Genomic DNA, 13,727 nt, shown 5'->3' with positions numbered 1-13,727 from the left:
TATCAGGCGGCTAGGACCTAATGGGAAAGAATCATTTCCAGGAAACATAAAGCGAGGAAAAGAACAACTGGCGTCGCATAATAGAGGTATTTTTGGGGCCTAGTAGATGTCCTGCCTCTTTTATAACAGAAACAGGCCACGGGAATGGTAAGGTTCGCAAACATCAGAATCCACCAGGCAGTCAAAATGCCTTCGGATGCGCCTGCAATTTTTAAAAGCCTTTCCCCCAGGAAAGGGAAGATGACGCTGGCAAACCGATAGACATCCCATAAGACAGCGCGCTTGTCCATCTTGTCCATAGGACTCCCTCCATAATCGTTTATGCTTCAAAATTTTCCGGCATACTCCACAATTGTGGACCCTCGTACACAGCTGTATATGGGTGGCCAGGCAAAGGAGAATTGTCTCCATCCTCATAAAGATAGAGGGTGTAGGTTGTTCTCCAATATGCAAATTTTCCGTTTATGGAAACCTCTTCGTAATATCGAGTAAAGTTCCCATGGACGGTTTGTGCTCCGCCTTGTATGAAATAAAAGACAGAATCGGCCAGTATGGTTGCAGATACGGAGTGAACCCCTAAACCGACGAATACGGATGTTAAATCTTTCAATGTAGGGGGCCCCGTCGATATAAACGCCTTCCAAAGTGCCGCTAGGTCCTCGCCAACCTTTTGTTGTTTCTTCTTTTGCAACGGAGAAAGGAGTCTTTAAAGATATGGAAGGAATCTGGTTGGTCGTCGGACGATCTTCGATTGTTATGGAAAATATCACAGAGTTCCCAATTCGTAATAGGGAGAATATCAACAAAAATAAAATGATTAAGAGATACCCTGGTTTTAAATAATTTAATTCCTATCTTTAAAATGATCGTTTTTCATTTTACTTATGTTTTGTCACGAAGAATGACTTCGTCCAATCTGGGCACATTTTTTGATCGAAAATCTATTGGAATCACCTTGTTGCAATTTTCTAATTTCAGTATATAAATCAAGCTAAAAATAATCAATAGAAATTTTAAATATTATTGAGTAAATAAATGATTTTCTAAAATAAAAATTTCCCTCGCCTGTACAGCAGGTGAGGGAAAAATGAAACGAGATACAACTGGCTGGAATTTATTATGCCCAAAATTGAGGAAGTAACAGTCCAACAAGGAATCCCTTTTATGAAGCGGACGATTATAAAAACCCTTTCTATCTCTTAGGCCTCCATTTTTTACGCCTTTCTTGCAGCGCAGCGCGCATGCGCGCCAAAGACTCGTTGGCGCGGAGAGACTTCATGGTCGGGAAGGCGTTCATTAGGCGGCGATGGAGAAGCTTACTATTTTGTTCCAAAGCGGCCTGTTTTTGACGCAATTTTTCCAGATACTCCGTGTACGGTTTTCTGTCGGCTAACAACCGGCTTTCAATGGCAAGTTCCATATTCCGCTTCTTTTCCTCCAGAAGCGCATGGCTCTTTTCGCGGATCTCATCAAGCACTTTCTGCAATTCGGCCATTTTTTTGTTGAAATCCAAGATAGTATGTACGGTTACAATGGTGTCCCCGATGAAATAGACGGCCAATCCAGCTGCGAGAAACGGTATTAAGAAGGAAGGGATTCTCTCAAGTATATTCATCACAAAAGGGTGAACCACCCGCATGACAACGACGCCCATTACACCAAAGATGAGCGAATTGCCAAGGCAGACACGTCCGTGTATATTCCACCGCCGGTGGGAGTAGTCCCACCATTTGGCATGGAAAAGCTTTTCCATCGCAAAGCCGGTGAAGTATTCCAAGATGCTGGTGAGGAATAGCGAAGCGAGATAGAGAACAATGATATTGGCAGAAAAAGGCGCCAATAGCTTGATAATTAACAGTGCACCTACTCCATAGATTGGACAGAACGGCCCGTTTAAAAAACCGCGGTTGATAAACTTTTTGGCTTGAATGGAACAACATGTACTTTCACAGATCCATCCCAGCAGGCTATATACCGCAAATAACAAAATGCATTCGGCCCAATGCGGCACAAAATCCCCCCTTATCCATTTTTATAACCTTTATCATACGCTTATCTGGCAAAATTTGTCAACAGACTGTTCGCAGCAGGGTCAAAAGGTAGTAAAGCAGGGCTGCACTGACCGCAGGAGTTAAAATCCATCCAATAATATCCACATCCACACGAGCAACTTTTAAGAGGCGGCTGATACTGAGGGAAGCGTTGAAAATTTCGCTTAAAAAGAGGATGAAGATATAGGCTTTCACGCCAAACAGAGGAAGTAAAACCGCAATTAAAATCACGCGCATGATCGAATCGATAAAATTGTATCGGAAGGAATAGGCCTGCTGGTCCAGCCCTTTGAGCATGCCGTCGACGATGCTATCCACATACATTAAAGGAATAATCGGCGCCATGATGCGCAAAAAGGCGCCGGCCTGTTGACTTCCATAAAACAGCTCGCCCAAGTCCTCCGCATAGACGATCAATACCGACGTAATTAAAAAGGAAAAAAGCAATGTAAATCGGAATGCTCGCGAGGCGGAATGTTCAATCGCCTGATGTTTGCCACGCGCATTTGCCTCAGCAAGCTCGGGGATTAGGAGCGAGGATAATGAGGTCAGAAAGGATGAGGGAAACAGCAAGATGGGCATCACCATTCCTTGAATGATGCCATATTGCGAAAGTGCGACGTCCGATCCCGCTCCGTGATGTTTGAGCCCACGCGGGACCAATAGATTTTCTGTACTATTGAGAAAACTGCGGATAAAAGAACCACTGAGCACTGGTACGGCGATGTGGCAGATCTGCCGGTAGCTGCCGGAATCATTGAAGCATTTTGGCGGCCGTTTTCGCGTCATAACACGGTAGGCCAAAAAGACGACCGCACAGGAGGCGACTTCTCCAGCAGTGGAACCAAGCATGAGTGCACTGAAGGGAGTAAAGATAAAAAAGAACCCTACAGTTGCGCCAATCGTGGTAAACTGTTCCAGCAGTTCTGCGATTGCTGGTATAACACTGTTGCGAATGGCCAGAAAATATCCTTTGAGGCAGGCGCAAATCGCCATAAAAGGAAGGCCCGGTGCGAGTAGCCGCAGGGGAAGCCCGCTGGAAAGGTCTAAAAAATGCTGTGCGAGAAAGTCCGAACCCACCCATAAGATAGCGGCAGCGGCAAAACTGACGCAGAGGGAAAACAGTAGACAACGCCGGATACAGACCGGAGAGCCACGTCCTTCCGCGACCATACGTGTTACAGAGAGGCTTGCGCCGCTGGTACAGGTGGCGATTGCCAATGCAAAAATGGAAAAGGTGAGCTGATAAACGCCCATGCCCTGTGTGCCAATCTTGCCGAGAATATAGGCACGAAACCAAATATTGGAGAAGCGGAGTAGCAATGTGCCGCCTGTCAAAATCGCCGTATTGGCCAAAAATTTGGCCTGTTTCTTCACGCGCACACCCCCATCCCGGATTCCCGCCTTGTACATACCATGTATATTGGTATATAATTAAATTTATCATTAAAATTTTGGAGGACGTTTTATGGATTGGACGGAAGTAACGGTATCGGTTGATGCAAAAGATGTCGACCGTGCAGGGGATATTGCACAGATGGTGGTGCCGTATGGCATCTATGTAGAGGATTATTCGCACCTGGAGGAAGAGGCCTGGGAGATCGCACACATTGACTTAATTGATGAAGATCTTTTGAAGAAGGACCGCACAAAGGCCTTGGTACATGTATACATCAGCCCGGAGGAAAATCCGGCAGAGGCCATCGCTTTTTTGAGCGAGCGGTACCATGCTGAAGGAATCACGCACACCATTTCTACAGCGGCCTGTGCGGAGGAGGATTGGATTCATAATTGGAAGAAATATTTTAAACCCATCCCGGTGGGAGAGAAACTGCTGATTCGTCCCAATTGGGAGAACGAATACGATGCACAGGGGCGTACCGTCCTGCATTTGGAGCCGGGTTTGGCGTTTGGGACGGGAACACATGAGACAACGCGCCTTTGCATGGAGCTGTTGGAACAGTTTGTGAAACCGGGCATGTCTGTGCTGGACGTAGGCTGTGGCAGCGGAATCTTATCCGTGGCAGCGCTCCTCCTGGGGGCAGAACGGGCGGTCGGCGTGGACATTGACGAACTTGCGGTCAAAACAGCGATTCAAAATGCCGGGCTGAACCATGTCGAGGAGCGTTTTACTGCGCTATGCGGAAACCTGACCGAGCGTGTTCAAGGGACTTATCATATTGTCGTAGCCAATATTGTGGCAGACATTATTATCTCCCTTACAGAGGATGTTTCAAAGTTTCTGGCTCCTGGCGCCGTATATCTGATGAGTGGAATCATTGATACCCGGGAGAAGGATGTATTGGATGCATTGAAAGGACGCTTTGAGGTGATTGCACGCAGGGAAGAGAAAGGCTGGATTGCTTTGGCGGCGAGGCCGCTCGTGTCGGCATAAAGACGGGAAAACAGAGAGGGTGTCCCCAAACTACGAATCGTTGGATTCATAGGAAGGGGGCATCCTCTTTCTGTTTGAAAAAATATCTGCGTTTCTAAAAAAAAGAGGGGGATCCTTCCGTCATTTCATGACTTGTGGGATGCCCTCTTTGGCGCTCAAGATTGTTTATATCGTATAAGTTGTCCAGCCTCATGCCGTTTTGCCGAATGAAGCAGGGTATATGTGGGTTACTCTTGCTCGCGATAATTTCCTAAAAAAGAAAAGCGTGGCAGTTCATCGCTCAAAGCAGCAATCAGATTTAACGTGTGGCTTTCGTGGACATTGCCAGTAAAATCAAGGTAAAAGTCGTACTCAAAATTTTTCCCTGGAATAGGACGGCTCTCAATCTTGGTAAGATTCAAACCTGCTGCCGAAAAACGAGCCAAAACACCGTGTAGTGTACCGGTACGGTGTGGAAGAGAAAAACAGAGGCTGATCTTATTGGCCCCTTCGGGGATAAACAGATGCCGGCTGATAGCGATGAAACGGGTGCAGTTGTCGGCATTGTTCTGGATGTCCCTAGCCAAGATGTGCAGGCCATATTCCTCCGCTGCTGATGCAGAACAAATGGCTGCAGTGCCGGGATTGCGTTCTATGGCGACCTTTTGCGCCGCAGCGGCAGTTGCAGAGCAGGGGACCGTCTGTAAATGATGCTGAGCAATAAAGTTGGAACATTGGGCCAGGGGTTGAGGGTGCGAATAAGCCAGGCGGATATCTGAAACAGGGCACTCCTGCGCCGCTGCAAGACAATTATGGATGTGCAGTGTCTCCGCCGCAACAATATAAAAGCGATAGCGCAGAATCAAATCGTACACCTCGCTGACAGAACCGGCAGAGGAATTCTCGACTGGCAACACGCCCAGGTCTGCGCGCCCATCTGCCACGGCGGCGAAGATGGCCGCAAAATTGTCAAAGAAGAGCGGTTCAGCGTGGGGATACAGGCGCTGGACTGCTTCATGGGAAAACGATCCGCTTACCCCTAGACAAGCGATATGCTCTGCACGGGAAGGCGCATATTCTGCCTCCTTCACAAGTTCCCGCAATGCAGCGCCACTACCGAGCAAATTGTGCTGGAGAGCGCGGCTCATATCCATCAGAGTGGCATACAGCATACACGCTTCACCAGCATAGTTGCCAGCACGCTGGGCCATGCTGTCCAAAATTTCCTGTTCGCGGTCAGAATTTAGAACGGGAAGGTGCTGTTCCCGTTTAATCTCTGCCACCTGTTTTGCGCAGTCCATACGCTTCAAAAACAGCGGCAGCAATTGGCGGTCGATGGCGTCAATTTCCTTGCGGACTTCCTCCAATTTCATGTGCGCCACCTCCCTTCCGACTTGCCGCCGGAGAGAATTCCCTCAAAGTTTATCAGGGCAACTGCGGCGGCGGCTTCCACGACAGGCACTGCACGCGGAACAATGCAGGGATCGTGCCTTCCGTGTACGGAGAGAATCTGATTCTCTCCGGTCTGTAGATTTACACTCTGCTGGTTCTGGCTGATCGAGGCGGTTGGCTTAATACCCACGCGAAAAAGCAAGGGCATTCCCGTGGTGATTCCACCAAGGATTCCGCCGGCATGATTGGTCGTTGTTTTCACCGTGCCAGCTGCAAAGTAGAAGGGGTCGTTATTTTGGCTACCCCGCAACGCACAGGAGCCAAACCCATCGCCAAATTCAACCCCCTTGACCGCAGGGATACCGAACAGAATCGAGGAAAGAACGGGTTCGATTCCTCCGAACAGAGGGCCGCCAATTCCGGCCGGAAGGCCGGTGACCGCACATTCGACGATGCCGCCCACACTGTCCTGGGACATACGTGTTTCTTCAATCAAAGCGGCCATGGCCGTTTTTTTGTCCGAATCGATCACGGGAAAATAAGCCGTGGATAATGTCCGCAAAAGCTCATCAGGAATGTCAACAGGGTTAAACAGGGTATCCTCGATCTGTGCGACAGAGGCCACGTGCCCTCCGATATGGATGCCACGGCGCTCTAAAATTTGCCGGCAGACTGCACCGGCAAACACCAGCGGCGCTGTCAGACGGCCAGAAAAATGCCCGCCGCCGCGGATATCGTTGTACCCACGATAATGCAGATAAGCGGGATAATCGGAATGGCCAGGGCGCGGGACGTCCAGCAGATTGCCGTAATCCTGGGAGCGGGTATTGGTATTCTCAATCACGGCGCAGAGCGGTGCACCCGTTGTGGTATGGTTGAGAAGTCCGCTCATCACTTTTGGAAAGTCACTTTCCTTGCGCGGTGTGGCAGACTTGTCCTGCCCAGGGGCCCGGCGTTTCATCTGCGCAAGGACCGCATCAAAGTCGATCGGTTCTCCGGCGGGAAGGCCATCGATTACAACACCGATGGCGACGCCATGGCTCTCGCCGAAGATGGATATTCGAACAATTTCACCCCAAGTTGACGACATCTGCTTTTCCTCCTAGTCGATTGTAATCTTCAAAAAAGGTGGGATAACTCTTTCGGATACTCTCCGCGTCGGAAATGATAACAGGGCTATCCGCACGGAGCGCCGCGATGGAAAAAGCCATCACAATCCGATGGTCGTTGTAGCCGTTTACTTCTCCACCGTGCAACGTTTCCACTCCGTCGATCAACAGGCCGTCCGGAGTCTCCTGGACGGGAACGCCTAGCCGGCGAAGTCCGTCGGCCATAGCGGCGAGGCGATCGCTCTCCTTGATACGCAGGCGCGCGGCATTATAGATACGTGTGCGCCCCTTTGCGAGTGCTGCAGTGACAGCCAGAATCGGCACAAGATCGGGAATTTGAGAGGCATCGATTTCCATTCCGTATAGTTTTTTTGAGTTTATACAAATGGTTTCACCATTCCAATGGCTTTCCGCTCCAAATGCATCAAAAAGCGACGCGGCAGCACGGTCGCCTTGTGTCGAATGGCGTTTCAGTCCTTCAATCGCAAGCGTCCCCCCCAGTGCACCTGCAGCCAGGAAAAATGCTGCTTGGGACCAGTCGCCCTCTACAGAAAAAGACCGCGCACAATAGCACTGGCTACCAGGAATCCGCCATCCAAATTCGATTGGTTCCACTTGGATACCAAACGCCTGCATAGCCTCCAAAGTCATATCCACATAGGCTGCACTCTCTAGAGGAGAGGAAAGACGTACGGTGCTTTCTTCGGGAAGCAGAGGACATGCCAACAACAAGCCTGTGATAAACTGTGAACTAATATTTCCCGGAAGTATAAATTCCCCTGGATTTAACGTACCGGATATTGATAGCGGAAGCCCCCCTTTTGTCCGGCAGGTCACTCCGTGCGCTGGGAGTAGGTCAAGATAAACGCCGATGGGCCGTTCTGGAAGCCGCCCGCGCCCAATAAAAGCCGTCTCTATGCCAAGGGCAGCGCAGACTGGAATGAGAAAGCGCAAGGTGGAGCCACTCTCCCCACAGTCGATCTGTGCTTGCTTTTTTGGGGGGTGGCCGCCGGTCACATGCCAGGTATGCTGTTCTTCCCGAATGGTAGCTCCAAGGGCCTGCGCGGCCTCTGCGGTGACGCGAATATCATTGGAGATAGCGATCGGGGAGAGAATGCTGTCCCCAGCTGCCAAGGCAGCGCATAAGATGGCGCGGTGTGCCGCGCTTTTGGAACATGGAACGGTTACAGTCCCGCGCAGGGTGGAGGGGGAAACAATCACCTTACTCATTGCAACCCTCCGCCAAGGGGGCCAACTCACTGCGCGGTACCTTTTGCACAAAGCTCTGTCCAATCTCTTCCAGCAGAACGAGATTGATTGAGGAACCGATACTCTTTTTGTCGGAAGCGGTCGCATCGACAATGTGTGAGAGCGGAAAATCGCTGTGCACCGGCAGATGGTATTTTTTCAGGACCGTGGCGATGGTGTCCGCTGTACCTGCTGCGGTCCATCCGGCTTTCTCGCCCAGGCGTGCCATCATAACCATACCGATGCCAACGGCTGCACCATGGGAAAGGCCTTCGTAATGATTGAGTTTTTCCAAGGCGTGGCCAAAGGTATGGCCAAAGTTCAACAGCGCCCGTTCGCCGGTATCAAACTCATCGTGCTCGACCACCTTGCGTTTAATATCGACACAACGGTAAATCACATCGTCCATAATTGGCTCGAGATCTTCCGTATGGGCGAGCAAGTCGAACAGTGCCCGGCTTTTGATGCATCCATACTTGATGACTTCTCCCATGCCATCTGCAAAGAAGTGTGGCGGAAGGGTCTTGAGCGTATCCGGATCGATCAGAACGAAAGAAGGCTGCCAAAATGCGCCGACCAAGTTTTTTCCTTGTGGTAAATCTACGCCGGTTTTTCCTCCGACGGAAGAATCCACTTGGGACAGCAGGGTAGTTGGCACTTGGACAAAGGGGATGCCACGCAGGTAACTTGCCGCGGCGAAGCCTGCCATATCTCCAGTGACACCGCCCCCTAGGGCAACCACAAAATCACTGCGGGTGATATGGGCCTGAGCCATATGGCCATAGATACCTTCGATGGTAGAAAGCCGCTTGGAGGGTTCTCCGGCAGGAAAGGCACAGCTAGTCACATCAAAGCCTGCGTTGCGCATAGAAGTGGAGACGCGCTCAAGGTAGAGCGGTGCAACATGGGTATCCGTAACAATGACCGCTTTTGTGCCAGGGGGAAACAGCGATGCACATTCGGCGCCGATCCGATCCAGCACACCGCGTTCGATTCGAATGGTATAACGTTTGGAGGTATTGACAGTCAGTTCCATTTATTCGCCAAGCCTTTCTTTGATGAGTCTGCCCTGGCGCAACAGGTCGCGCAGGGTATCCGCATCGCGCTGCTTGACGGCGGCGCTGATGCGGGTGATGTTGTCGATTAAAATGTCCAATTCTTCGGTAAGAGCATCCGCGTTATCGAGGAATAACTCTGTCCAAAGTGTTTCGTTGATCCGAGCTACGCGCGAGACATCGCGGTAGCTGCCCGCGGAAAACCCATTGTGCTGTGGGCAGCAAGGACTCATCACGTAGGCACAGGCCAACACGTGGGGCAACTGCGAGGTATAGGCGATCATAGTGTCGTGATGTTCCGGTGTAGTGACCACCGTACCGCCGAAACCCAGTTCGATGGCGATTGCTTTCAGCGTGTCCACGGCACGTTGGGGCGCCCCACAAGGGACCAGAATGTAGCTGGCGCCGTCGAAGAGATCCGCCTCGCTGGATACAAATCCGTTTTGCTCTTTTCCCGCCATTGGATGCCCACCAACAAAGGAAAACCCAAATTGTTCTGCCAGCTTTGGCAGGTGAGCACAGATCTCCCGTTTGATACCGCAGGTATCTGTGACAATGCAATGGGGGGAAATCTGTGCGCCATGTGCTTGTATAAAATCAATATCCGCCTGGGGATACAGACAGAGATAGAGGATGTCCGCCTCGCGCAACTCTTGTTCTCCGGCAATGCGGTCAATTGCGCCGCATTTTAAAGCTGCATCCAGTACGGACGGGTCGCAGTCCATCCCACTGACGGTGCACTCGCTATATTTTTGGAAAGCCTTGGCCAAGGAACCGCCAATCAGGCCAAGGCCTACGATGACCACGTTCTTTTTCATATCATGCCTCTTTCCGCAAAAACGCCGTTTGCACGCCCGTGTGGATTTTTCCACAAGGACCCTCAAACGGCGTTTCCTGCCGCTGTAGTACCATGGATGTACAGCGTTAGTATAACAAAAATTCAGTCCCCCGTCCAGATTGAACGATGAGCCCGGGCGAACGCTGTCAGAACCATCGTACAGCCGTAGAATCGGGATTTTTGCTGTACCGTATCAGCTGGTCGCCTTAGGCGTCCCACTTGGAAAGGACTTCTTTTGTATGGAGTACATGATGTGCTACACGGTCGAACTGATCCGGGGTAAGGGACTGTGCACCATCCGACAGTGCCTTGGCCGGGTTATTATGGACCTCGATAATCAGGCCGTCTGCGCCAGCGGCCACTGCGGCCATGGCGAGAGGCTCAACCAACCATGCAATGCCAGAGGCGTGGCTGGGGTCTACCACCACAGGGAGATGGGACAACTTTTTGAGAATCGGAATTGCGGAGATGTCCAGGGTGTTGCGGGTATAGGTTTCATAGGTACGGATGCCGCGCTCGCAGAGGATGACCTGATCGTTTCCGCCTGCCATGATGTATTCAGCGCTCATTAGGAGCTCTTCAATGGTGTTGGACAGGCCCCGCTTGAGCAGGATGGGCTTGTTGATCTTGCCCAATGCTTTGAGCAGCTCGAAATTCTGCATGTTTCGTGCACCCACTTGAATGATGTCCACGCCCTCCTCCTCGAAGAGCGGGATGTGCCCAATGCTCATAATCTCGGTTACGATCGGCAGGCCGGTTTGTGCTTTGGCTTTTTTCAGAAGCTCGAGGCCCTCTGCCTGTAAGCCTTGAAAGGAGTAAGGGGAGGTTCTGGGCTTGAAGGCGCCTCCGCGCAGGAAGGCCGCCCCTGCGGCTTTTACACGCTCGGCAACCTCGCAGATCTGGGCCTCTGTCTCAACAGAACATGGACCAGCAATCAGCGCAAGGCTGCCGTCGCCGATCTTTTGCCCGGTGGGGAGGGTGATGACCGTGTTGTCGGGATGAAATTTCCGGTTGGCCTTCTTGTACGGTTCCTGCACGCGCTTTACGCTTTCGACAAAATCTTGTGCAGAAATGTAGTCGATATCGATGGATGTGGTGTCACCGAGCAAGCCGAGCACGGTACTCTGTGTGCCGACCCAAGTATTGACTTTGACATTGTATTCTTTGGTGAGATTATCCGCGAAATGTTTGACTTGCTCGTCTGTGCAGTTTGGTTTCAATACAATAATCATGTTGATACCCTCCAAAATTTGAATGTTAGATTGTGGGGAAAATAAAATAGGCGGAGCTGCGCGATGCAGCTCCGCCTATGATAAAAACAGCCAGGTTATTTTACAATGCAAGAGAAATGGCTATTTCCACTACAGGGGTTGGCACCGCAAAGATTGCATGCGTAAAAATCCCACGCCCAAAAGAAGCGGGGATAACCAAAGCCTGTAAATCGTGTGGTTTTTGCAATCTCAAGCATGATGGAACTCCTTGTACGGAAAATTCTTGTAAGTATCATAATACGACAGAAGAGGTTTGTCAAGAAAGAATTCTTTCCAATTTGCAGGAATTTTTTGAATTGTTGCAGAAGTCGAACTTTTTTCGCGCAAAAAAGAAAGCGAATACAGTACTTTCTGAACGTTTGAGGAAACTGAAATAGCTCTGTTTTTTTATACGGCTGATGTTTTCCTTGGACTGGATATGCAGCCAAAAGGGGGGCGAACTCTTATAGCTCATTCCGGCCGATATGCCATTTGAGCCGTCCAATTTCAGGGGCTTTATGTTTGTATGCCTTTTGCCATGGGAACCTACGAAGTAGAAAACCCAATTTACTCAAATTTTCCAATGCCCACGGCATCTTACCGGAGATTGAACGTTTGGCAGCTTCGGGGCCAGGTCACAAACCTCCCTGGAAAGTCCGGATTAACCGCTTCCATGCTCTCCCAATTTGACTGGCGCTTGCGCGGCGGTCTTTTTGTCATGCTCTTTTCACCTTTTTCGGAGCCTGCAAATTTTTCTCAATTTCCGATTGACTGTTTATTTGCGGACTTGCAGGTGGGGCGCGATCCAGGAATGTTTTTTGTGGCGCTTGGCGCATTTTTTAGTGTGGCCACGGCATTTCAGCGGTTGGTTCTTCAAAGCAAGGCCTCCTTATCGCTATGGAAAACAGCTTAACCGAGCCGCTTGACCTGTTCCCAAATGCGCCCAGCAACGCGCTCTGCGCCACCGGAACCATCGACGATGATGTCGGCTGCCGCACAATATGCAGGGAGGCGCTTGCGGTATAAGTCAGAGATCACTTTCTTCCGGTTCGGCTTTTGCAGTAAGGGGCGCACGGTGTCGTTTTTCAACCGTTCCTGAATCAGCCCAATGGGGGTGTCCAGTAACACCGTGACACCGCTTTTACGAAATATTTTTACATTTTGCAGGCGGAGCAATGTCCCTCCACCAGAAGCGATTATCAGCCCTCGACGGCTCGCCAGTTCTCTGGCTGCCTCCGTTTCCATGCGCCGGAAGGTTTCCTCCCCATCCTGGGCGAAGATGTCGGCGATGGTTCGGCCCTCGCGCTCCTCAATGTAGTGGTCCATATCGAGAAATTCCATATGCGTTTTCTGTGCCAAACGGCGCCCTACTGTGGTCTTTCCACTGCCCATAAACCCGCATAGGATGATATTCTTCGGCTTCTGTTTCATTGAAAAATCCGCTCCATTTCTTTGACGGCATCGCGGCATAGCGCATCGATGTCCGCATCACGGAAGGAGGCATTATACCAGATCTCCTGTGCGGCTGCCGCTTGACCTACCAACATGCGCATACCGCCGATCGCTTTTGCACCGTTTTGTTTTGCCAAGCGAAGCAAAAGGGTCTCGTCCGGATTGTACACTGCATCAAAGACCGCCGCACAGTGGGCCAGGACCTCTGCGGAAACTGGAGAAGCGTCCACATGCGGATACATCCCGACCGGCGTGCCATTGACCAACAGATCGAAATCGCCGGAGATTGCATCCAAGAGGGACACAGAAAGCCGTCCCCCGCGTCCCTGTTTTTGCAAGACGGCCGTCAATTCTTTGCACAAAGCCTGTGCTGCGGGCAAACTGTGTTCGCGTACAGCGATGGTGATGTCCGGCGCCTGCGCAGTTTCCAAGGCCTCGAAAGCCATTACGCGCGAAACGCCCCCCGCTCCCAGAATGGCGATGCGCCCAGACAGAGAAACGCCGGCACTCTCCAGCGCCTTTGTAAAACCCGCTCCGTCGGTGGTGAATCCAATCAACCGGCCGTTTTCATTTTTGACTGTGTTTACCGAGTGAAAAAAGGCAGCTTTTTCATCCAAATCATCCAGATAAGGAATGATTGCCTGTTTATGGGGAATGGTGATGTTAAAGCCGGAAAGTTCCCGTAGGCGGGGGAGAAAGGATTCCAAACCCTCCGGGGCAATATCCATCACGCGATAGGATGCTGCGCCATATCCGGCCAAGGAGAACAGGCAGCTGTGGATAAAGGGGGACATGGTGTGTGCGATTGGATGGCCAATCACAGCGAAGTTGTGAATGGGAAAGCTGGTTTTTTCACAATATGTTTTCTCGTCCATGGCAAACTCCTTAGAATCCCCGGCTTTTCGGGGAATTTGAAAATCCTTAAAAAACTTTAAGAATCATATTGACAAAGCGAAGG

At 50.8% G+C, this 13,727-nt stretch carries 14 protein-coding genes; 3 read left to right on the top strand and 11 right to left on the bottom strand.

The window, feature by feature from the left end; translation table 11 throughout:
* Positions 1 to 17: 17 nt before the first annotated feature.
* From B9Y59_RS11590 to B9Y59_RS11575, 3 genes are all read right to left on the bottom strand, one after another.
* A complete protein-coding gene (locus B9Y59_RS11590) occupies positions 18 to 299 on the bottom strand; it encodes a hypothetical protein (RefSeq protein ID WP_085533597.1) in 282 nt (93 codons plus the stop codon).
* Positions 300 to 1,192: 893 nt separating this feature from the next.
* Positions 1,193 to 2,011, bottom strand: a complete 819-nt coding sequence (locus tag B9Y59_RS11580; protein WP_158089019.1) for a putative ABC transporter permease — start codon at positions 2,009 to 2,011, stop codon at positions 1,193 to 1,195.
* 58 nt (positions 2,012 to 2,069) lie between these two features.
* Positions 2,070 to 3,428 carry an MATE family efflux transporter gene (locus tag B9Y59_RS11575; protein WP_158089018.1) on the bottom strand — a complete coding sequence of 453 codons (1,359 nt, stop codon included), beginning with the start codon at positions 3,426 to 3,428 and terminating at the stop codon, positions 2,070 to 2,072.
* A 91-nt stretch (positions 3,429 to 3,519) separates the two neighbouring features.
* Here B9Y59_RS11575 and prmA point away from each other — a divergent pair, with 91 nt between their 5' ends.
* On the top strand, positions 3,520 to 4,446 hold the full coding sequence (prmA, locus tag B9Y59_RS11570; RefSeq protein WP_085533589.1) for a 50S ribosomal protein L11 methyltransferase: 927 nt from the start codon (positions 3,520 to 3,522) through the stop codon (positions 4,444 to 4,446).
* Positions 4,447 to 4,673: 227 nt separating this feature from the next.
* On the opposite strand, the gene B9Y59_RS11565 is transcribed toward prmA, so the two are convergent.
* The 6 genes from B9Y59_RS11565 to aroF all read right to left on the bottom strand — a co-directional run bounded on the left by B9Y59_RS11565 (position 4,674) and on the right by aroF (position 11,299).
* Positions 4,674 to 5,798: a bifunctional chorismate mutase/prephenate dehydratase gene (locus B9Y59_RS11565; RefSeq protein ID WP_085533587.1), complete on the bottom strand. Its 1,125-nt coding sequence runs from the start codon at positions 5,796 to 5,798 to the stop codon at positions 4,674 to 4,676.
* Entirely contained in the window at positions 5,795 to 6,907 is a 1,113-nt protein-coding gene (aroC, locus tag B9Y59_RS11560) for a chorismate synthase (protein ID WP_085533585.1), read from the bottom strand. Before aroC ends, B9Y59_RS11565 begins: the two co-directional genes overlap by 4 nt.
* The gene (aroA, locus tag B9Y59_RS11555) at positions 6,888 to 8,156 is read right to left on the bottom strand and encodes a 3-phosphoshikimate 1-carboxyvinyltransferase (RefSeq protein ID WP_085533583.1); all 1,269 of its coding nucleotides are present in this window, start codon (positions 8,154 to 8,156) and stop codon (positions 6,888 to 6,890) included. Before aroA ends, aroC begins: the two co-directional genes overlap by 20 nt.
* Positions 8,149 to 9,210, bottom strand: a complete 1,062-nt coding sequence (gene aroB / locus B9Y59_RS11550) for a 3-dehydroquinate synthase (RefSeq protein WP_085533581.1) — start codon at positions 9,208 to 9,210, stop codon at positions 8,149 to 8,151. Before aroB ends, aroA begins: the two co-directional genes overlap by 8 nt.
* The gene (locus B9Y59_RS11545) at positions 9,211 to 10,047 is read right to left on the bottom strand and encodes a prephenate dehydrogenase (protein WP_085533579.1); all 837 of its coding nucleotides are present in this window, start codon (positions 10,045 to 10,047) and stop codon (positions 9,211 to 9,213) included. It lies immediately after the preceding gene.
* Between the two features lie 226 nt (positions 10,048 to 10,273).
* The gene (aroF, locus tag B9Y59_RS11540) at positions 10,274 to 11,299 is read right to left on the bottom strand and encodes a 3-deoxy-7-phosphoheptulonate synthase (RefSeq protein ID WP_054324005.1); all 1,026 of its coding nucleotides are present in this window, start codon (positions 11,297 to 11,299) and stop codon (positions 10,274 to 10,276) included.
* 77 nt (positions 11,300 to 11,376) lie between these two features.
* Between aroF and B9Y59_RS11535 the strand changes: the two genes are divergently transcribed.
* Entirely contained in the window at positions 11,377 to 11,715 is a 339-nt protein-coding gene (locus tag B9Y59_RS11535; protein WP_085533577.1) for a hypothetical protein, read from the top strand.
* A gap of 128 nt (positions 11,716 to 11,843) precedes the next feature.
* Entirely contained in the window at positions 11,844 to 12,230 is a 387-nt protein-coding gene (locus tag B9Y59_RS11530; RefSeq protein ID WP_085533574.1) for a hypothetical protein, read from the top strand.
* Here B9Y59_RS11530 and B9Y59_RS11525 read toward each other — a convergent pair.
* Entirely contained in the window at positions 12,227 to 12,748 is a 522-nt protein-coding gene (locus B9Y59_RS11525) for a shikimate kinase (protein WP_085533572.1), read from the bottom strand. The two genes, B9Y59_RS11530 and B9Y59_RS11525, sit on opposite strands and share 4 nt — an antisense overlap.
* Entirely contained in the window at positions 12,745 to 13,644 is a 900-nt protein-coding gene (locus tag B9Y59_RS11520; protein ID WP_085533570.1) for a shikimate dehydrogenase family protein, read from the bottom strand. The genes B9Y59_RS11525 and B9Y59_RS11520 overlap by 4 nt, the downstream gene beginning before the upstream one ends.
* Positions 13,645 to 13,727: the final 83 nt, after the last annotated feature.

This window comes from Anaeromassilibacillus sp. Marseille-P3371 (assembly GCF_900169665.1).
Taxonomy (GTDB): domain Bacteria; phylum Bacillota; class Clostridia; order Oscillospirales; family Acutalibacteraceae; genus Anaeromassilibacillus.
The sequence above is the reverse complement of the archived record's forward strand: the minus strand, read 5'-3'. Positions and strand labels throughout refer to the sequence as shown.

Excerpts from the sequence above, each read along its gene's own strand:
- aroC (WP_085533585.1), bottom strand. The coding sequence starts at position 6,907 with ATGTCGTCAACTTGGGGTGAAATTGTTCGAATATCCATCTTCGGCGAG.
- aroA (WP_085533583.1), bottom strand. The coding sequence starts at position 8,156 with ATGAGTAAGGTGATTGTTTCCCCCTCCACCCTGCGCGGGACTGTAACC.
- B9Y59_RS11535 (WP_085533577.1), top strand. The coding sequence starts at position 11,377 with ATGATAAAAACAGCCAGGTTATTTTACAATGCAAGAGAAATGGCTATT.
- B9Y59_RS11565 (WP_085533587.1), bottom strand. The coding sequence starts at position 5,798 with ATGAAATTGGAGGAAGTCCGCAAGGAAATTGACGCCATCGACCGCCAA.
- prmA (WP_085533589.1), top strand. The coding sequence starts at position 3,520 with ATGGATTGGACGGAAGTAACGGTATCGGTTGATGCAAAAGATGTCGAC.
- B9Y59_RS11545 (WP_085533579.1), bottom strand. The coding sequence starts at position 10,047 with ATGAAAAAGAACGTGGTCATCGTAGGCCTTGGCCTGATTGGCGGTTCC.
- aroF (WP_054324005.1), bottom strand. The coding sequence starts at position 11,299 with ATGATTATTGTATTGAAACCAAACTGCACAGACGAGCAAGTCAAACAT.
- aroB (WP_085533581.1), bottom strand. The coding sequence starts at position 9,210 with ATGGAACTGACTGTCAATACCTCCAAACGTTATACCATTCGAATCGAA.
- B9Y59_RS11530 (WP_085533574.1), top strand. The coding sequence starts at position 11,844 with ATGCCTTTTGCCATGGGAACCTACGAAGTAGAAAACCCAATTTACTCA.
- B9Y59_RS11525 (WP_085533572.1), bottom strand. The coding sequence starts at position 12,748 with ATGAAACAGAAGCCGAAGAATATCATCCTATGCGGGTTTATGGGCAGT.
- B9Y59_RS11520 (WP_085533570.1), bottom strand. The coding sequence starts at position 13,644 with ATGGACGAGAAAACATATTGTGAAAAAACCAGCTTTCCCATTCACAAC.
- B9Y59_RS11590 (WP_085533597.1), bottom strand. The coding sequence starts at position 299 with ATGGACAAGATGGACAAGCGCGCTGTCTTATGGGATGTCTATCGGTTT.